The sequence below is a fragment of the Saccharothrix hoggarensis genome, assembly GCF_052936025.1.
The window spans coordinates 6,188,454-6,207,683 of sequence record NZ_CP193624.1 but is presented as its reverse complement, the minus strand read 5'-3'; the positions used below and the strand labels follow the sequence as shown (position 1 = coordinate 6,207,683).

16 protein-coding genes are annotated in these 19,230 nt (G+C 72.4%); 10 read left to right on the top strand and 6 right to left on the bottom strand.

Annotated elements, in window-relative coordinates; translation table 11 throughout:
- Window positions 1-206: 206 nt before the first annotated feature.
- Together ACRAKH_RS28020 and ACRAKH_RS28015 are read right to left on the bottom strand one after the other, a co-directional pair.
- On the bottom strand, window positions 207-1,763 hold the full coding sequence (locus tag ACRAKH_RS28020) for a sodium:solute symporter (RefSeq protein WP_380725492.1): 1,557 nt from the start codon (window positions 1,761-1,763) through the stop codon (window positions 207-209).
- Window positions 1,750-2,904, bottom strand: coding sequence for an anhydro-N-acetylmuramic acid kinase (locus ACRAKH_RS28015; RefSeq protein ID WP_380725494.1), 1,155 nt, complete (start codon window positions 2,902-2,904; stop codon window positions 1,750-1,752). Before ACRAKH_RS28015 ends, ACRAKH_RS28020 begins: the two co-directional genes overlap by 14 nt.
- A 114-nt stretch (window positions 2,905-3,018) precedes the next feature.
- Here ACRAKH_RS28015 and ftsY point away from each other — a divergent pair, with 114 nt between their 5' ends.
- The gene (gene ftsY / locus ACRAKH_RS28010) at window positions 3,019-4,536 is read left to right on the top strand and encodes a signal recognition particle-docking protein FtsY (RefSeq protein ID WP_380725496.1); all 1,518 of its coding nucleotides are present in this window, start codon (window positions 3,019-3,021) and stop codon (window positions 4,534-4,536) included.
- Between the two features lie 24 nt (window positions 4,537-4,560).
- Here ftsY and ACRAKH_RS28005 read toward each other — a convergent pair whose 3' ends face one another.
- On the bottom strand, window positions 4,561-5,316 hold the full coding sequence (locus ACRAKH_RS28005; protein ID WP_380725498.1) for an IclR family transcriptional regulator: 756 nt from the start codon (window positions 5,314-5,316) through the stop codon (window positions 4,561-4,563).
- A gap of 86 nt (window positions 5,317-5,402) precedes the next feature.
- Between ACRAKH_RS28005 and aceB the strand changes: the two genes are divergently transcribed.
- The 3 genes from aceB (at window position 5,403) to ACRAKH_RS27990 (ending at window position 8,676) form a co-directional block, all read left to right on the top strand.
- Window positions 5,403-6,944 (top strand): malate synthase A, encoded by a 1,542-nt coding sequence (gene aceB, locus ACRAKH_RS28000; protein WP_380725500.1) that lies wholly within the window; start codon window positions 5,403-5,405, stop codon window positions 6,942-6,944.
- A gap of 1 nt (window position 6,945) precedes the next feature.
- Entirely contained in the window at window positions 6,946-8,142 is a 1,197-nt protein-coding gene (locus tag ACRAKH_RS27995; RefSeq protein WP_380725502.1) for a DUF6986 family protein, read from the top strand.
- A 75-nt stretch (window positions 8,143-8,217) separates the two neighbouring features.
- Complete coding sequence (locus ACRAKH_RS27990) at window positions 8,218-8,676, top strand: Imm1 family immunity protein (protein ID WP_380725504.1); 459 nt, start codon at window positions 8,218-8,220, stop codon at window positions 8,674-8,676.
- A 51-nt stretch (window positions 8,677-8,727) separates the two neighbouring features.
- Here the strand turns inward: ACRAKH_RS27990 and pucL are convergent, their stop codons facing one another.
- Genes pucL through uraD form a run of 3 tightly spaced genes read right to left on the bottom strand, consistent with a single transcriptional unit; the run spans window position 8,728 to window position 10,403 of the window.
- The gene (gene pucL / locus ACRAKH_RS27985; RefSeq protein WP_380725506.1) at window positions 8,728-9,621 is read right to left on the bottom strand and encodes a factor-independent urate hydroxylase; all 894 of its coding nucleotides are present in this window, start codon (window positions 9,619-9,621) and stop codon (window positions 8,728-8,730) included.
- Between the two features lie 3 nt (window positions 9,622-9,624).
- Window positions 9,625-9,921: a hydroxyisourate hydrolase gene (locus tag ACRAKH_RS27980; protein WP_380725508.1), complete on the bottom strand. Its 297-nt coding sequence runs from the start codon at window positions 9,919-9,921 to the stop codon at window positions 9,625-9,627.
- Window positions 9,918-10,403 (bottom strand): 2-oxo-4-hydroxy-4-carboxy-5-ureidoimidazoline decarboxylase, encoded by a 486-nt coding sequence (gene uraD, locus ACRAKH_RS27975; RefSeq protein WP_380725510.1) that lies wholly within the window; start codon window positions 10,401-10,403, stop codon window positions 9,918-9,920. Before uraD ends, ACRAKH_RS27980 begins: the two co-directional genes overlap by 4 nt.
- Before the next feature lie 256 nt (window positions 10,404-10,659).
- Here uraD and allB point away from each other — a divergent pair, with 256 nt between their 5' ends.
- The 6 genes from allB (at window position 10,660) to ACRAKH_RS27945 (ending at window position 19,153) form a co-directional block, all read left to right on the top strand.
- Complete coding sequence (gene allB, locus ACRAKH_RS27970; protein ID WP_380725512.1) at window positions 10,660-11,952, top strand: allantoinase AllB; 1,293 nt, start codon at window positions 10,660-10,662, stop codon at window positions 11,950-11,952.
- A 34-nt stretch (window positions 11,953-11,986) separates the two neighbouring features.
- A complete protein-coding gene (alc, locus tag ACRAKH_RS27965) occupies window positions 11,987-12,985 on the top strand; it encodes an allantoicase (protein WP_380725514.1) in 999 nt (332 codons plus the stop codon).
- Window positions 12,986-13,109: 124 nt separating this feature from the next.
- Window positions 13,110-14,657, top strand: a complete 1,548-nt coding sequence (locus ACRAKH_RS27960; protein ID WP_380725516.1) for an alpha/beta hydrolase — start codon at window positions 13,110-13,112, stop codon at window positions 14,655-14,657.
- Window positions 14,658-15,061: 404 nt separating this feature from the next.
- A complete protein-coding gene (locus ACRAKH_RS27955; RefSeq protein WP_380724774.1) occupies window positions 15,062-16,405 on the top strand; it encodes an ammonium transporter in 1,344 nt (447 codons plus the stop codon).
- On the top strand, window positions 16,402-16,740 hold the full coding sequence (locus tag ACRAKH_RS27950) for a P-II family nitrogen regulator (protein ID WP_380724773.1): 339 nt from the start codon (window positions 16,402-16,404) through the stop codon (window positions 16,738-16,740). The genes ACRAKH_RS27955 and ACRAKH_RS27950 overlap by 4 nt, the downstream gene beginning before the upstream one ends.
- Before the next feature lie 34 nt (window positions 16,741-16,774).
- Entirely contained in the window at window positions 16,775-19,153 is a 2,379-nt protein-coding gene (locus ACRAKH_RS27945) for a [protein-PII] uridylyltransferase (protein WP_447009395.1), read from the top strand.
- Window positions 19,154-19,230: the final 77 nt, after the last annotated feature.

Below are 19,230 nucleotides of genomic sequence, written 5' to 3'. Positions count from 1 at the left end.
CTGACCGTGCCGTCCCCGACCCGTGCCGCCCCTACCCGAGCCGTCCTGACCGTGCCGCCCCGACCCGTGCCGCCCCGACCCGTGCCGTCCCGGCCCGAGCCGTCCCGACCGATGCCGCCCTGACCCCGTGCCGTCGCCTCACCCGCCGAGCGGCCTGAACGTCGGGTAGACCGCTCAGGCCGCCTGCGCCTCACACCGTCACACCGTCACGAGGCCTTGGCGGACACCGCCTCCTCCGTCTCCGGCGGCTGGTACCCCTTGTGCCGCAACGACATCAGGCCGCCGACGACCAGCGTCACGATCACGCCGAGCACCGTGTACCACGGGTACGCCAGCGCGAAGACCTTCTGCGCCGGGGCCGCCGCCGAGAAGTTGATCTCCAGCTGGGCGTCGGGGCCGACGAACTTCACGCCCAGGATCACGAACGCCATCACGACCACCGTCACCGCGAACGCCACGATCGCGTCGGACTGCCGCGCCTTGCGGAACAGCAGGCCCAGCAGGAACGCGCCCAGCAGCGCGCCGTACGTGAACCCGGCGATCGACAGGCCCTGCTCCACGATCGGGTTGCCGCGCCGCGTCAGCGTGGCGAACATCCCGGCGCACACGATCAGGAGGCCGGCCCACACCACGGTCCAGATGCGGCCCTGCTTGAACACCTCGGCCTCGGTCATCGGCCGCTTCACGACCCGCTGCACCACGTCCGTCACGGTGGAGGACGCCAGCGCGCCCAGCGACGACGACAGCGCCGCCGCGAGGATGCCCGCGATCACGAACCCGGACAGGCCCGACGGCATGTCGTTGACGATGAAGTTGGCGAACAGCTCGTCGTTGTTGTTGAGCTTGAGGTCCTTGACCGGGTGGGCCGCCTTGTAGAACGCCCACAGCATCACGCCGATGAACAGGAACAGCGCGAACTGGAGGAACACCACCACGCCGCTGGCGATCAGCGCCTTCTGCGCCGCGCGCACGTCCTTGGTGGCCATGAGCCGCTGCACGATCAGCTGGTCCGCGCCGTGCGAGGCCATGGACAGCACCGCGCCGCCGATGAACGCGGTGGGGATCGCGTACGCCGAGGTGAGCGGGCTGGCGGAGAAGTCGAGGACCTGGAACTTGCCCGCGTCGGCCGCGGCGCCGAACCAGCCGTCGGGAAGGCGGCCGTTCAGGACCATGATCACGACGATCGCGCCGACGACGTACCAGAGCATCTGGATGGCGTCGACCCACACCACGGCCCGCACGCCGCCGAGGAAGCTGTAGACGACCATCGCCAGGCCGAGCACCGCCACGATCGCCCAGTACGAGGCGTTCACGCCGTACGCGACGAGCACGACCTTGATCGGGATGGCGGTGGCGAACAGCCGCAGGCCGTCCGCGAGCAGCCGGGTGACGAGGAACGTCATCGACGCCGTGCCCTGGATGCCCGGCCCGAACCGCTTGCCGAGGAACCCGTACGCGGTGATCAGCTCGCCCGCGATGTACTTGGGCAGCAGCACGAACGACACGACGATCCGGCCGAGCAGGTAGCCGATCGCCAGCGACAGGAACGTCGTCGTGCCCAGGTAGGCGACTGTCGGCACGCTCAGCACGGTCAACGTCGACGTCTCCGCCGACACCACCGACACGCAGACGACCCACCACGAGATGCGGCGCTCGCTGACGAAGTAGTCGGTGGCGGAGCGCTGCCGCCCGGCGATCCACACGCCCAGCAGCGGCATGCCCACCAGGAACAGCACGATGATGCCGACATCAAGTGCGCGCATGGTCTCCTCCATCTTCCTGGCACCCTTGGCCAGACGGCCGCTCCTGGCGGCTGACTCTCAGTCCGGTCACCGCCGTGATCGCGGGCTCGGGCAGGCGCAGCGGGTAGCGGCCGGGGGTGATCGACCCCAGCGGCCGCGGACCGGCGGCGCCGGTGGCGGACGGCACGTTGGCGGGCAGTCCGTGCCACGTCAGGAAACCCAGCAGCGCGGCGAGGTAGGCCTCCTTGGCCGCCGCGGGCAGGCCCAGCTCGTCGCTCGTGCGCAGGTCCACGTGTCGGCCCAACGACTCGACCAGCACGGGGTTGCGCATGCCGCCGCCCGAACCGATCACCGTGCCCTCGCACTCGGCGGCGATGGTCCGGGCGGTCAACTCGGTGAGCGTGGCGAGGAAGTCCTCGGCGGACAGGGTCAGGCCCGCGGTGAACCGGTCGAGGTAGGCGCGGTTGAAGTGCTCCTTGCCGGTCGACTTCGGCGCGGGCAGGTCGTAGTACGGGTCGGCGAGCAGGCGGTCGAGGAGTTCGGCGTGCACGTGGCCGCGGCGGGCGAACTCGCCGTCGGTGTCCTGCGTGCGCCGCCCTCCGGACAGCACGGTCATCGCCGCGTCCATGAGCGCGTTGCCCGGCCCGGTGTCGTAGGCGATCACACCTTCGGGCGAAACCTTGGTGATGTTGGCGATGCCGCCGATGTTGAGCGCCGTGGCCGGAGAGCCGAAACCGGCCAGCCACAGGGCGTCCAGGGTGCTCGCCAGCGGCGCGCCGTGCCCGCCCGCGGCGACGTCCCGGACCCTGAGGTCCGACACCACCGGCAGCCCGGTGACTTCGGCTATCCACGCGGGCTGGCCGAGCTGGAGCGTGCCCAGGCAGCGGCCGTCCTCGACCCAGTGGTGCACGGTCTGCCCGAGCGACGACACGAGGTCGCCCTGGTACCGGGCGGCGACCTCGGCGAACGCCTGGCCGAGCCGGGTGTCGAGCACGCAGAGGTCGGCGGCGCTGGTGGGCGCCTCGCGCAAGGCCGCGGGGAAGGGGTGCTCGGCGTGCTCCAGAGGGGTCAGCACGACCGTCGGTCCGTCCAGGAACAGGTCGGCGACGGCCACGTCGATGGCGTCCATCGACGTGCCGGATATGAGCCCGATCACCTTCACGCCCTGTGGTCTATTCCACACGGCCCGCAGGCGCAAGAGTCTCGGTGGGAAAGTTGCCGGAAATCAATATGGTTCGTCGATCGTCAACATACACGGCCGTGCGAGGATTGGCCGGTGTCCACAACGTCCCTGATCTGGATCATCGTCGTCGTCGCGGCACTGCTCGCGGTCGCCCTCGTGACGGGCGTCGTGCTGGCGCGACGCCGGCGGATCAGCCTCACCGAGCGCGAGCCGGACCAGCCCGCGAAGGGCGGCTACCAGGCCGGTGGCGCGATCACGTTCAACGCGCCCGCGCCGCCCAAGGCCCCACCCGCCGAACGCGAGCCCGTCGAGCGCGCCAAGCCCACCGAGAAGGTCCGTCCCGCCGAGAGGCCCGCCGACAAGGCCAGGCCCGCCGACAAGGTGAGGCCCGCCGACAAGGCCGGGCCCGTCGACAAGGTGAGGCCGGTCGAGGAGGCGGGGCCGGTCGAACGGGCGCCGGGCGAGGTCGTCGTCGAGCCGGTCAAGCCCGGCGAGCCCGCCGGCCGGTCCGAGGTCGTGGAGACGATCGAGCCGGTCGAGCACCCCGTGGCCGACCGCACCGAGGTCGACGGCCAGCCCGGTGTCGGCGATGACGCCGCCGTGCCGCGCGACTCGGTCAAGCGCGGGTTCGTCGACGTGGCGCTGCCCGACGCGGCGTCCGAGATCGAGGAGATCGAGCCCACCTCCGGCCGGTTGGAACGGCTGCGCGGCCGGCTCTCGCGGTCCCGGTCCACGTTCGGCCAGGGACTGCTCGGCCTGCTGGGCGCGGGCGACCTGGACGAGGACTCGTGGACCGACATCGAGGACACGCTCCTGATGGCCGACCTGGGCGCGGCGATCACCGACCAGATCGTCACCGCGCTGCGGGAGCAGATCGTGTCGCGCGGCGTGCGCACGGCGGACGACGCCCGCGCGCTGCTGCGGGACGTGCTGGTCGACGCCCTGCACCCGGAGATGAACCGCGCCGTGAACGCCCTGCCGCACGCGGTGGGCGGCGACGGCGTCAAGCCCGCGGTCGTGCTGGTCGTCGGCGTCAACGGCGTCGGCAAGACCACCACCACCGGCAAGCTGGCCCGCGTCCTGGTCGCCGACGGCCGCACCGTGCTGCTGGGCGCGGCGGACACGTTCCGCGCCGCCGCCGCCGACCAGCTGGAGACGTGGGGCTCGCGCGTGGGCGCGACGACCATCCGCGGCGCCGAGGGCGCGGACCCGGCCTCGGTGGCGTTCGAGGCGGTCAAGCAGGGCGTGAACGCGGGCGTGGACACCGTGCTGATCGACACCGCGGGCCGCCTGCACACCAAGACCGGCCTGATGGACGAGCTGGGCAAGGTCAAGCGCGTGGTGGAGAAGCAGGCCGAGGTGGACGAGGTGCTGCTCGTCCTCGACGCCACCACCGGCCAGAACGGCCTGACCCAGGCCCGCGTGTTCGCCGAGGTCGTCGACGTGACCGGCATCGTGCTGACCAAGCTCGACGGCACGGCCAAGGGCGGCATCGTGTTCCAGGTGCAGCGCGAGCTGGGCGTGCCGGTGAAGCTGGTGGGCCTGGGCGAGGGCGCCGACCACCTGGCCCCGTTCGAGCCGGCGGCCTTCGTCGAGGCACTGCTGGGCTGACGCCCGCGTCGGGACGCGCCGAGGTCAGGCGCGTCCCGCCTGGTCGGACAACCGCTTCGCGATGGCCAGCACCTCGGGCAGGATGCGCGCCACCGCGTCCTTGGTCAGCCGGCTGTCCGGCCCCGACACCGACACCGCGGCCAACGTCGGCGCGCCGTGCAGCGGCACGGCGATGCACCGCACGCCCAGCTCCTGCTCGCTCTCGTCCAGCGCGTAGCCCTGCGCGGCGATCCGGTCCAGCGACGCCAGCAGCTCCTCCGGGTCGGTGATCGTGTTCGGCGTGTACGCGGGCAGGCCGGTCCGCCCCAGCAGCGCCCGCACGTCGTCGCGCGGCAGCTGCGACAGCATTGCCTTGCCGACGCCGGTGCCGTGCGGCAGGAGCCGGCGGCCGACCTCGGTGAACATCCGCATCGAGTGCCGTGACGGCACCTGCGCCACGTACACCACCTCGTCGCCGTCGAGCACGGCCAGGTTCGCGGTCTCCTCCACCTGGTCGACCAGCTGCGCCAGGAACGGCCGCGCCCACGTGCCGAACTGCCGCGACGCGCTCTCGCCGAGCCGGATCAACCGCGACCCGAGCGTGTACCGGCGGTTGCTGTTCTGCCGCACGTACCCCAGCGTGACGAGGGTGCGGATGAGGCGGTGGATCGTCGGGAGCGGGAGCCCGGAGGCGGCGGCCAGCTCGGACAGGCTGGCCTCGCCGCCCGCGTCGGCCAGGCGTTCCAGCAGGTCGAAGGCGCGTCGGAGCGATTGCACGCCGCCGGTGGACTCTCCTGCCACGGGAGATCACTCCTTCGTTGCCGTTCCGCGTTGCGAAAACTATAGTCCGCGAAGTAGAAACCGACTCGGAATCGAGGTGGGCTTCCATGTCCGGTGTTCGCGTCCTCGGGGGCGAAGTGGAGCGCGGGGACGAGATCCTCACGCCGGACGCGCTGGAGTTCGTCGCCGGACTGCACCGCGACTTCGCCGCCACCCGTGACGAGCTGGTCGCCCGCCGCGCGCGACGCCGTCCGCTCGGGTTCCTGCCCGAGACGCGGGCGGTGCGCGACGGTGACTGGAAGGTCGCCGAGGCGCCCGAGCCGCTGCGCGACCGGCGGGTCGAGATCACCGGCCCGACCGAGCGCAAGATGACCATCAACGCGCTCAACTCCGGCGCGAAGGTGTGGCTGGCCGACTTGGAGGACGCCAACACCCCGCACTGGCACAACGTCGTCTCCGGCCAGGTCAACCTCTACGACGCGGCCCGCGGCACGATCGACCACACGTCACCGGAGGGCAAGCGCTACACCCTGCGCGACGACGTGGCGCGCCCGACGATCGTGGTCCGGCCGCGCGGCTGGCACCTGCCCGAGCGGCACGTCGAGGTCGACGGTGAGCCGGCCGTGGGCGCGCTGGTCGACTTCGGCCTGCACTTCTTCCACAACGCCGAGCTGGGCAAGCCGTACTACTACCTGCCGAAGATGGAGAGCCACCTCGAAGCCCGGCTGTGGAACGACGTGTTCACCGCCGCGCAGGAACGGCTCGGCGTCCCGCATGGCACGATCCGCGCCACCGTCCTGATCGAGACGATCCCCGCCGCGTTCGAGATGGAGGAGATCCTCTACGAGCTGCGCGACCACGCGTCCGGCCTGAACGCGGGCCGCTGGGACTACCTGTTCAGCATCATCAAGTACTTCCGCGACGCCGGGCCGGACTTCGTGCTGCCGGACCGCAACAGCATCACGATGACCGTGCCGTTCATGCGCGCCTACACCGAACTGCTCGTGCGCACGTGCCACAAGCGGGGCGCGTTCGCGATGGGCGGCATGGCCGCGTTCATCCCGAACCGGCGCGACCCGGAGGTCACCGAGCGCGCGCTGGCGAAGGTGCGCGACGACAAGCGGCGCGAGGCGGGCGACGGCTTCGACGGCTCCTGGGTGGCGCACCCGGACCTCGTGCCGGTGTGCGCGGAGATCTTCGGCCAGGAGCTCGGGGACAAGCCCAACCAGCTGGACGAGCTGCGGCCGGAGGTGTCCGTCACCGCGGAGCAGTTGCTGGACTTCAAGTCCGCGGGCGGCGGCGCGACGCGCGCGGGCGTGGAGTCTGCCGTCGACGTCGGCGTGCGCTACCTGGTGTCGTGGCTCGGCGGCAACGGCGCGGCGGCCATCCACAACCTGATGGAGGACGCCGCCACCGCCGAGATCTCCCGCTCCCAGCTGTGGCAGTGGGTGCACAACGGCGTCGTGCTGGACGACGGCACGCCGGTCACCGCCGACCTCGTGCGCGACGTGCTGGCCCGCGTGAAGGACGACCTCGACGACCTCGACGGCGGGCACCTGGACCTGGCCGTGGAGCTGTTCGAGCGGGTCGCGCTGTCCGACGAGTTCGTGGACTTCCTGACCCTGCCCGCGTACGAGCGGATCGGCTGACGTGCCGCGGACGTCGCTGTCGCCGGAGGCCGTGCGGGCGGCCACCGCCCGGCTGTCCGAGGTGGAGGACCGCGCGCCGGCGGGCAGGCAGCCGGTGCACACCTGCTACGTGCCGGCCGACCGCGTCGGCCCGGCGACCGTGGGCGACTGGGGCGCGCAAGCGCTTGCGGCACTGGACGACCACGCCCCGGACGGGCTGGCCGACGTGCTCGGCCTCGCGCCGGACGTCGCCCGGGTCGTGGACGGCCGCGTGCGCGCCAAGCTGGCCGCCGAACCGGTGGAGGACCTGCGGATCGACTTCGAGGACGGCTACGGCGTCCGCTCCGACGCCGAGGAGGACGCGGACGCCGAGCGCACCGCCCTCGTGGTGCGGGACTGGCTGCGGGACGGCGCGGCGCCGCCGCGGTTCGGGCTGCGGATGAAGTCGTTCGACACGAGGTCGTCGCGCGACCGGGGCATCCGGACGCTGGACGTGTTCCTCACCGCGCTCGGCGAGGCGCCCGAGGCGTTCGTGATCACCTTCCCCAAGGTCACGTCGGTGGCCCAGGTCGAGGTGCTCGGCGACGTGCTGGACCTGTTCGGGCTGCCGCTGAGGTTCGAGATCCAGGTGGAGACGACCCGGTCGATCGTGGACCCGCGGGGCAGGCTGGCGCTCCCGCAGTTCATCGAGGCCGGTCGCGGCCGGGTCACCGGGCTGCACTTCGGCACCTACGACTACACGGCGGGCTGCGGTCTCGGCGCGGCGCACCAGCACCTGGCGCACGGCGCGTGCGACTTCGCCCGCAACGTCATGCAGGTGTCGGGGGCCGGCACGGGTGTCGCGCTGTCCGACGGCTCGACCAACGTGCTGCCGGTCGGCGAGAACGTCCACGAGGGCTGGCGCACGCACTACGGGCTGGTCCGCCGGTCGTTGGCGCACGGCTTCTACCAGGGCTGGGACCTGCACCCGGCCCAACTCGTGACGAGGTACGCGGCCGTGCACGCGTTCTACCTCGAAGGGGTGGACGCGGACGCGCGCCGGCTGAAGGCGTACGTCGAGCGGGCCGGCGGGTCGGTGCTGGACGAGCCCGCCACCGCCCAGGCCCTGTCCACGTCGTTCCTCCGGGCACTCGACTGCGGCGCGCTGGAGGAGGACGAGGTCCGCCGCGCCACGGGACTCAGCGTGACCGACCTCCAGGCCTTGGCGAGGAGGGAGTAACCGCGGTGTCGCTGGATCGGGTGGTCCTCGATCCGGCGAAAGGCCGAACGCCACCGGACCGGCCAGGGTGTGTCCATGACCATGCGGGCCGGGTTGTGGACCGGGCTGCCGGACCTGGAGCGGGCCGAGTTCCGCTACCAGGTGGTGGCGTGCGCGGCGGACGTGGACGTGCTCATCGCCGCCCTGGCGCGGCCCGACTGCAACGACGGCATGCTGGAGCACTTCGGCCGCGGCACGGACGCGGAGGGGGAGAGCGACCACAACCTGGTGCTCGCCGTCCGCGACCGGTGGGGCTACCTGAACTACGTGGACGACGGGTTCACCGGCTGGCCGAAGGGCGACCCGGACGCGCCGTACGTGGACGAGCCGTACACGGACTTCCCGCCCGGCGTCGGCCTGCCGCTGCCGACGTACCGCGCCGTGCTGCTGGAGTTCCTGGCCACGGCCCGCCGGCCGACCTGCGTCGACTGGTACGAGGAAGCCGACCTGTTCCACTCCTGGCGGTTGCAGCGGATGGCGCTGCGCCGGGATTGACCGCGCGTCGCGCTCGACCGCGCGCCGCGAGCCAACCCCGGACGGCGCGGGTCAGAACGCGGGCAGGGTGTGCCAGGCCGACCCGGCGTCCTCGGCGTCGTCGCGCAGCACGGAACCCTCGATGAGCCCGTACGGCCGGTCGGCGGCGTAGAACACCTCGTTGTCGTTCTCCAGCCCGAACGGGGACAGGTCGACCGCGAAGTGGTGCTTGTTCGGCATCGACAGCCGCACCTCGGCCACCTCGGGCCGGTCCCGCAGCACGGCCTCGCCCATGGCGTACAACGTCTGCTGCAACGACAGGCTGTGCGTGGCCGCGAACGTGGCCAGCACCAGCCGGCGAACCTCGGCGAAGGTCTCCGCCCAGTCGATCCCGCCGTCCGCCCCGCCGACGCCCTGGTACCGCCACCGCGCCGTCACCGACGTGGCCAGGATGCGGTCGTCCGTCTCCTTCAGGGTGGTGTACCGGTCGCGCGGGAAGCCGTGGAACTCCGACCCGGTCGACTTGAGCACCACCAGGTCCCGCACGCCCGACACGACCCACGCGCGGTCGCCCTCGACGGTGACCGCGGTCGTGCGCTTCTCGTTGCTGCCTTGCACGAACGAGTGATCATGGCCGTCGATCCGCTCCCACGCGTGCTGGTCGATGAGCACGCGCGCGCCGGTGATGGCCTCCTGCGACGAGACGAAGTGCCGGCCGAGGCGCAGCGCGAAGTCCTCGATCTCGCCGACCGGGGACTCCTTGGCGAAGGCGTAGACGGTGTTCTTCTGCGTGTCGGTGGCCAGGACCTTGGAGTTGTCGCCGGTCAGGTGGGTGTCCGCCAGGTCGCCGCGCAGGGAGGTGCTGACCGTGAGGTCCTTGATCGTGTGCACGGAACCGTCGCGGGTCACCGTGACGAGGCGGTTCTCCGCCTTCCCGTACTGGTTGGGCCCCAGGACGATGGCCATCGGTCAGCTCCCTCGGTAGGTCGTGAAGGCGAACGGGCTCAACAGGATCGGCACGTGCAGGTGCCCCGGGCCGTCGTCCGCGACGCGGAACGCGACGGTGATCTCCGGGTAGAACGGCGTGTCGACCTCGAACACCAGCCGGTGCACGCCGGGCGCCAGGTCCTCGGCGAACCGCAGCCGGCCGTCGTCGTCGGTCACGCCTTCGGCCCGCACCTCGCCGGCGCTCTCCAGCCGGACCGGCACGCCGACGCGAGGCCGTCCCGCCTCGGCGTCGAGGACGTGGGTGGAGAGGGTGGTCATGCCAGCACCTTCCTCAGCCGCAGGGCCGCGATCTTGGCCAGTTCCCGGCTCACCACGCGGAGTTCGACGTCCGGCGGGTTCTCCATCCGCGCGGTCAGGTCGCCCAACATCTGCTCACCGGTCAGGCCGGTCGCGCACACCAGGTAGAGGTGGCCGAACCGGTCCTCGTACGCGGCGTTCGCGGCCAGGAGCCGGTCGGCGAGCGACGCCGTGACGCCCGACTGCTCGTCCGCCGACCACTTCGCCGACACGCCGCCGCCGCGGGCCTTCTCGCCGATGCGCGGGTGGCTGCCGATGGCGGCGCGCACCTCGGCGTCGCTCAGGTCGGCGAACCGGTCGGACGCCGCGAGCAGCGCGTCCACGTCGGGGTAGGGGCGGCCGGCGAGGACGGCGTCGACCCAGCGCGGCACCGCCAGGCATTCGGTGAGCAGGGGGCGGAGCTGGTCCGGAGGCGCGGAGTTGAACCCATCCAGATCGGGCACTAAGGCTCCCTTTTCTGTATCGCGGAATCCCACTTCCGCCAGAGGGACGGTACGAGCGCCCCTCAGGCGTGTCAACAGTCTTGCGCCGTCGCCCGGAGTGCGCCTGGCCTCTCGTGTTGTGGAAGACGTACTCCATGATGTGGAAGTTATGCTGACGCAGTCGCCCACGCCCCGCCGGACGGGGAGCCGAACCGGAACCGGTCCCGCACCGCTCGGGTGGTCGCATCGCCGCCGGCCGGCTGGGAGAGTGACGCGCATGGACCTGGTGTTCCGAGCGGCCCGAGTCGTCACTCCAGACGGTGAACGCCGCGCCGACGTCGGCGTCGAGGACGGGCGGATCGTCGCCGTGGCCGACCACCTGCACGCCGAGACCGTCGTCGAACTCGCCGACGACGAAGTCCTCCTGCCCGGCCTGGTCGACACGCACGTCCACGTGAACGACCCCGGCCGGAGCGAGTGGGAGGGCTTCGACAGCGCCACGCGGGCGGCGGCGGCCGGCGGCGTCACCACGATCGTCGACATGCCGCTCAACAGCGTGCCCGCGACGACCACGGCGGCCGCGCTGGAGGTCAAGCGGGAGGCGGCCCGCGGCCGGGTGCACGTCGACGTCGGCTTCTGGGGCGGCATCGTGCCGGACAACCTGGACGACCTGGCCGAGCTGCACGACGCCGGCGTGTTCGGCTTCAAGTGCTTCCTGATCCACTCGGGCGTCGACGAGTTCCCGCACGTCGGCGAGGACCAGCTGCGGGCCGCGCTGAGCGTCCTGCAACCCAGGGACGCCCTCACGATCGTGCACGCCGAGGACCCGCACGACGTCACCGAACCGGGCCCCGGCTACCGCGGCTTCCTCGACTCCCGGCCGCACGAGGCCGAGTCGCACGCCATCACCGCGGTCGTGGACCTGGCCAACGAGACCAAGGCCAGGCTGCACGTCCTGCACCTGTCGAGCGCGCACGGCCTGCGCCACGTCAAGGCGGCCAAGGAGCTGGGGCTGCGGCTCACCGCCGAGACGTGCCCGCACTACCTGACGTTCGTGGCGGAGGAGATCGGCGACGCGGCCACCGAGTTCAAGTGCTGCCCGCCGATCCGCGAGGCGGCCAACCGCGAGCAGCTCTGGCACGCGTTGCGCGACGACCTGATCGACCTCGTCGTCACGGACCACTCGCCGTGCACGCCGGACCTGAAGCGGGGCGACTTCGCGACCGCGTGGGGCGGCGTCGCGAGCCTGCAGCTGGGCCTGCCGGCCGTGTGGACGCAGGCCAGGCAACGCGGGCACGCGCTGACCGACGTGGTCCGGTGGATGGCCGCCAACCCGGCCGACCTGGTCGGGCTGGACGCCAAGGGCCGCATCGCACCCGGCGCGGACGCCGACTTCTGCGTGTTCGCGCCGGACGAGGCGTTCGTGGTGGACCGCGCGACACTGCACCACCGCAACCCCGTCACGCCGTACCACGGCCGTCCGCTCGCCGGTGTCGTGCGGCAGACGTGGCTGCGCGGGCAGCCGGTCGACGGCCGACCCCGCGGGCGGCTGCTGACCGCCCGGCCCTGACCGCCCGGCCCCGACCGTCAGACGGAGGAGACGCATGACCGACGCGCCCGACTGGACCCGACTCCCCGACCTCGCCGGCCGCGCCGTCGGCGGCAGCGTCGTCTGGGCCAACGACGAGCTGTTCGCCGAGCGCGAGAACCTGATCCGCAAGCCCGAGCCGGAGTACCGGACGTACACGTTCGGCCACAAGGGACAGGTCTACGACGGCTGGGAGACGCGTCGGCGGCGTGACCGGGGCGAGGACCGGGCGATCGTGCGGCTCGGCCTGCCGGGCGTGATCAGGGGCGTCGTCGTCGACACCGCGTTCTTCACGGGCAACTACCCGCCGTTCGCGTCGGTCGAGGCGACCTCCGCCCGGGGCTACCCGGCCCCCGAGGAGCTGACCGACTGGGAGACCGTCGTGCCGAGGTCGGCGCTCGGCGGCGACCGGAAGCACTACTTCGACGTGTCCGCGCACCGCCGCTACACGCACGTCCGGCTGACCATCTACCCGGACGGCGGCGTGGCGCGGCTGCGCGTGTTCGGGGAGCCGGTGGTCGACCCGGACCTGATCGTCCCCGACGCGCTCGACCTGGCCGCGCTGGAGAACGGCGCCTCGATCACCGGGTGCAGCGACATGTTCTACGGCTCGCCGACCAACCTCATCGCGCCCGGCCAGGCGGCGGTGATGGGCGAGGGCTGGGAGACGGCGCGCCGCCGTGACGACGGCAACGACTGGGTGGAGGTGGCGCTGGCCGCGCCGGGCGTGATCCGGCTCGCGGAACTCGACACCAGCCACTTCAAGGGCAACGCGCCCGGCTGGGCGTCCGTTCGGGGCCGTGACGCGCGCACGGGGGCCGAGTTCGACGTGCTGCCGCGCACCCGGCTCCAGCCCGACACACGCCACCGGTTCCGGGTCGGGAACGCCGCCGAGGCCACCCACGCGCGGCTCGACATCTACCCGGACGGCGGCATGGCGCGGCTGCGGCTGTTCGGCGCCCTGACTGCGGATGGCCTCAGGGTGATCACCCAGCGCTATCGCGATCTGGGCTGATTAACCGGCAAGATTGTCAACCCTTGGACTGACGTCGAGTGCGACTTCAGTCGGTTGTGGCGCGCTCTCCGCCCCTGGAAGCCTGCGGAAACCCGATTGGGTGACAGGAACTAGGGAGGAACCTGTGCGACCGATCATCAGAGCGCTCGGCGGTGTGGCCACCGCTGTGGCGCTCGCCGTGGGGACCACGTCGTTCGCGTCGGCCGAGCAGGCGGCGGGGGCCGAGCCGCAGGCGGGGGCCGCGGCGCGCGTCGACTGGAAGCCGTGCCCCGAACTGGCCGAGGTGGAGTGCGGCACGCTGAACCTGCCGATCGACTGGGCGAACCCGCGCGGGGAGCGGTTCGACCTCGCCGTGGCCCGCCGCAAGGCGACCGACCCGGCCAAGCGCGTCGGGATCATGGTGATCAACCCCGGCGGGCCCGGCGGCTCCGGCGTGGACTTCGCCCTGGGCGCCGACCGGTACTTCAGCCCCGACGTGCTGGCGCGCTTCGACGTCATCGGCTTCGACCCGCGCGGCGTCGCGCGCAGCCAACCGGTGAAGTGCACGATCGAGAAGCTGAACGCGCAGCCGTCGGTCTACCCGGCGAACCAGCGCGAGTTCGACGCCCTCGCCGCGTACAACCGCGAGCTCGCCGCCGACTGCCGCGCGCAGAGCGGACCGATCTTCGACCACGCCGACACCGGCGCGGTCGTCCAGGACGTCGACGCCCTGCGCCGGGCGCTCGGCGAACAGAAGATCAACTACTACGGCATCTCCTACGGCACGCTGATCGGCCAGCAGTACGCCGAGCGCTACGGCCGCCACATCCGCGCCATGGTGATCGACTCGAACATGGACCACAGCCTCGGCACGTGGCGGTTCAACGCCACCGAGGCCGAGGCCGCCGAGGACTCGTTCCGCGAGTTCGTGGCGTGGTGCGACCGCGCCGAGTCGTGCGCCCTGCACGGCCGGGACGTGGCGGAGGTGTGGGACGACCTGCTCGCCCGCGCCGACCGCGGCGAGATCGTGGACCCGCTGGACCCGGACCGGAAGGTGACCGCCGCCGACATCATCGGCAACGCGTTCGGCGCGTTCTACGGCCCCGACTGGCAGCGGCTGGCGGAGTGGCTGGTCGAGCTGGGCGCGGGCACGGCGTCGCCGGTCGCCTTCGCCGCCGAGACGGCGCAGAACCCGTTCCCGGCCGTGTTCTGCCAGGACTGGGCGATCCGGGTCCGCGACCACCGGGAGTTCTCCGCCCTCGTCGCCGAGGCCAACCGGATCGCGCCGCACATGCGCGGCTCGTCGCTGGGCCACTACGCGATGGCGGGCTGCGTCGGCCTGCCGGGCGACGTGAACAACCCGCAGCACCGGCTGAAGATCCGCAACGCGCCGAAGATCCTGATGATGAACGCGCTGCACGACCCGGCCACCGGGTACGAGTGGGCGGTCAACGCGCACCGGCAGAGCCGCGACACCACCGTCCTGCTGACCTACGAGGGCTGGGGCCACGGCGTGTACGACCGCAGCGACTGCACCCGCGGCGCGACGGACGAGTACCTGATCAACCTCAAGGTCCCGGCCGCCGGCGCCCGGTGCGCCGCGGTGGAGCCCGCGCCGCTGTCGGCCGCCTCCGCGGACGCCAGGCCGACGTCGCCGGGCCCGGTCCCGGCGATCCCGGGCTGGCTGGGGTAACCGGCTCACGTCCCGCGGCGGCCGCCTCCACCACCCGGTGGGGGCGGCCGTCGCCGGTCCGGCACGCTCGACCGCCACCGCCACCGCCACCGCCACCGCCACCGCCACCGCCACCGCCACCGCCACCGGCGCCGCGCGACCCCGCCGGACGGTGACCGACCGTCGCCGATGCGCCCCGCGAGATCACACGAACCACCGCACGGCCGCGATCGCCTCGCACGGTCCGTCACCGGAAATTCCGCCGTCACCGGGACTCGTCGCAGGCGGAACCACTCGCTTCAAGCGTGCGAAACCTGGTCGTAACACCGGGGCCCGGACAGTTCACCCGCGTGAAACCTGAGGCGCAGCCGCGCGAAACAGGACATCCCGATGCTCCCTGCAACCGACGTGCAGTGGAGGTCGACGTGGATACAGGGGACACCGCCTGGGTGCTCACCAGTGCCGCACTGGTGCTGTTGATGACGCCGGGACTTGCCTTCTTCTACGGGGGCATGGTCCGGTCGAAGAGTGTGCTCAACATGATGATGATGAGCCTGGGCGCCATCGGCGTGGTCGGTGTGCTCTGGGTTCTGGTCGGCTATTCCACCGCGTTCGGCACCGATCTCGGCGCCGGCCTGCTGGGCAAGCCGTTCGAGTTCTTCGGCCTTGACGGCCTGCTGGGCAAGGAGTCCGCGTTCGGGACCATCCCGACGACGGTCTTCGTCGCGTTCCAGGCCATGTTCGCCATCATCACGGTGGCGCTGATCTCCGGCGCGATCGCCGACCGCGCCCGCTTCGGGCCGTGGCTGCTGTTCGCCGGCATCTGGTCCCTGGTCGTGTACTTCCCGGTCGCGCACTGGGTGTTCGACTTCGACGGCAAGGACGCCGACGGCAACGTCGTCGACCCGGGCGGCTGGATCGCCAACAAGCTGATGGCGATCGACTTCGCCGGCGGCACCGCGGTCCACATCAACGCCGGCGCCGCGGGCCTCGCGCTCGCGCTCGTCCTCGGCAAGCGCGTCGGGTGGCCGAAGGACCGGATGAAGCCGCACAGCCTGCCGCTGGTCGTGCTCGGCGCGGGCCTGCTGTGGTTCGGCTGGTTCGGCTTCAACGCGGGCTCCGCCGTCGCCGCCAACGGCACCGCGGGCGTCACGTTCATCAACACCCTGGTCGCCACCTGCGCCGCGATGCTCGGCTGGCTGCTCGTCGAGCGCGTCCGCGACGGCAACGCCACCACGCTCGGCGCCGCGTCCGGCATCGTCGCGGGCCTGGTCGCCATCACCCCGGCGTGCTCGTCGGTCACCCCGGTCGGCGCCATCGCGATCGGCGCGATCACCGGCGCCCTGTGCGCCCTGGCGGTCAGCCTCAAGTACCGCTTCGGGTTCGACGACTCGCTCGACGTGGTCGGCGTGCACCTGGTCGGCGGCCTGTCCGGCACCATCCTGATCGGCTTCTTCGCCAGCTCCGACGCCCCGGCGGGCATCAACGGCCTCTTCTACGGCGGCGGCGTGGACCAGCTGTGGCGCCAGGCCGTGGGCGCGCTCGCCGTGCTCGCGTACTCGTTCGTCCTCAGCCTGATCATCGGCTACCTGGTCAAGGTCACCGTCGGCTTCCGCGCCGACGAGGAGGCCGAGGTCGGCGGCATCGACGAGGCCGAGCACGCGGAGACCGCGTACGAGTTCGGCAGCGGCCTCGGCACCCGTGGCGGCAGCAAGCCCAGTGTCGCCGCCGGCGCCACTGCGGTCCTCGAGGGGAGCAACAAGTCATGAAGCTGGTCACCGCGATCATCAAGCCGTTCACCCTCGACGACGTGAAGGCGTCGCTGGAGCAGCTGGGCGTGCTGGGCATGACCGTCAGCGAGGTCCAGGGCTACGGCAGGCAGAAGGGCCACACCGAGGTCTACCGCGGCGCCGAGTACGCCGTCGACTTCGTGCCCAAGCTGCGCATCGAGGTCCTGGTGGACGACACCGCCGTGGAGAAGGTCCTCGACGCGGTCGTCGAGGCCGCGCGCACCGGCAAGATCGGTGACGGGAAGGTCTGGGTGACCCCGGTCGACACCGTCATCAGGGTGCGGACCGGGGAGCGCGGCACGGACGCCCTCTAGCGGTTCGGAGCTCGACAAGATGGGGGACGGCCGGATGGAGAACGCCGAGACGGCCGTCGTCACGGCTGACGACCTGGTGCGAGCACGCGATCGGCTGCTCGCGCCAGGTCGGCGCCGTCTGACGGGGGAGTCGCTGCGCGAGGCGCTGGTGGACCTGCACGAGTTTTGGCTCACCGCGCACGCCTCGCAGGCGGGCGTCGGGGGACCGGGCAGCGGTGTCGCGCTGGTGGCCGTGGGGGGTCTGGGCCGGCGCGAGCTGGTGCCCTACTCCGATCTCGACCTGCTCCTGGTCCACAACGGGCACAAGGGCGTGGACGCGATCGCCGAGAAGCTCTGGTACCCGCTGTGGAACTCGGGCATCGGGCTCGACCACTCGGTGCGCACGGTGGGGGAGGCGCTGCGCGTCGCGGCCGGCGACCTGCGCACCGCGTTGGGGCTGCTGGACATCCGCCACATCGCGGGCGACCAGGAGATCAGCCAGCGGCTGACGGACAGCGCCCGCCAGGCGTGGCGCTCGGGGGTCCGCACGCGGCTGGACGAGATGGCCGAGTCGGCGTCGCGGCGGTGGGCGCGCAGCGGCGAGATCGCGCACCGCGTGGAGCCGGACCTCAAGCACGGCCGGGGCGGGCTGCGCGACGTGACGCTGCTCGACGCGTTGAGCGCGGCGCAGCTGACCGACCGGCCGTCCGCCGAGGTCAACGAGGCCCGCAAGCTGCTGCTGGACGTGCGCACCGAGCTGCGCCGGGTGGCCGGGAAGCCGCGGGACGTGCTCCGCGCGCAGGACGGCGACGAGGTCGCCACCGCGCTCGGCCTCCAGGACCGCTTCACGCTCGCCCGCTCGATGTCGTCGGCCGCGCGCACGATCGTGTACGCGGTGGACGTGGCCATGCGCACGGCGCGGGCCGCCGTCCCCAAGCGGGGCCTGGGCGTGTTCGCCCGGTCACCGCTGCGGCGCAGCCCGGCCAGGCGCCCGCTGGACGAGGGCGTCGTGCTGCACGGCGCCGAGGTCGCGCTGGCCCGTGACGCCGTGCCGAGCCGCGACCCGGCCCTGTTGCTGCGGGTCGCCACGGCCGCCGCGCGCAGCAAGCACCCGATCGCCGCGGGCACCCTGGCCAAGCTCGCCGACTCGGCCCCCGAGCTGCGGCAGCCGTGGCCCAGGGAGGCCCGCGAGGAGCTGCTGGCCCTGCTGGGCAGCGGCACGGGCCTGATCGACGTCGTGGAGGCGCTGGACCGCACGGGCCTGTGGGGCAGGCTGTTCCCCGAGTGGGGCGCGGTGCGCGACCTGCCTCCCCGCGACGCCGCGCACACGTGGACCGTGGACCGGCACCTGGTGCAGGCGACCGCGCACGCGGCCCGTCTCGTCACCAGGGTGTCCCGGCCGGACCTGCTGCTCCTCGGCACGCTGGTGCACGACATCGGCAAGGGCAGGCAGGCCGACCACTCGGGGGTCGGCGCGGCCATCACCACGCAGATCGCCGAACGGCTCGGCCTGTGGCCGCAGGACGTGGCCACGCTGACGTCCCTGGTCCGCCACCACCTCCTGCTCCCGCACACGGCGACCCGCCGTGACGTGGAGGACGAGGCCACCGTGCGCCGGGTCGTGGACACCCTCGGCGGCGACCCCGTGCTGCTGGAGCTGCTCTACGCCCTGGCCGAGGCGGACGCCGTGGCCACCGGTCCGGGTGTCTGGTCGGACTGGAAGGCGTCGCTGATCAGCGACCTGGTCGCGCGCTGCCGGACGGCGATGGCGGGTGACCCGCTGCCCAAGCCGGAGCCGCTGGACCAGCGCCAGCAGGACCTCGCCGCGGCCGTCCTGCGCAGCGGCAAGCCCGACGTGCTCATCGACCCGAACGACCACGCGGCCACCGTCACCGTGGTCGCGCCCGACCGCCCCGGCCTGCTGTCCAGGGCCGCCGGCGTGCTGGCGCTCAACTCCCTCGAAGTGCACGCGGCGACCCTCCGCTCCCACGGCGACCCGGCCCTGGGCGCCGCCGCGGTGGACGTGTTCACGGTGTCGCCCCGGTTCGGTTCCCTGCCGGACGTGACGCTGCTGCGCGAGCAGCTGACCCGCGCCGTGGACGGCTCCCTCGCGCTGGCCGACAAGCTCGCCGCGAAGGAGCGCGACTACGGCGGCCCGCCGCAGGACCCGCCGCCGCCGAAGGTGCTCTGGTTCGACGACGAGTCGACCGGCGGGGTCGTGCTGGAGCTGCGCGCCGCCGACCGGATCGGGCTGCTGCACCACGTCGCCGGCGCGTTGGAGCAGTCCGGTGTGGACATCGTGTGGGCGCGGGTGTCCACATTGGGCTCCACGGTCGTCGACTCGTTCGCCATCACCGTGCCGGACGGCGGGTACGGGCTGGACGCCGCGCGCCGGCGCAAGATCGAACGGGCCGTGCTGCTCGCCGCCCGGTGAAAGCCCCGACGCCGTTTGCGTAGGTCTACGCACAACCGACCACGGGTGCTCACGCTGCCGCCGCGGGCCCGGCGACG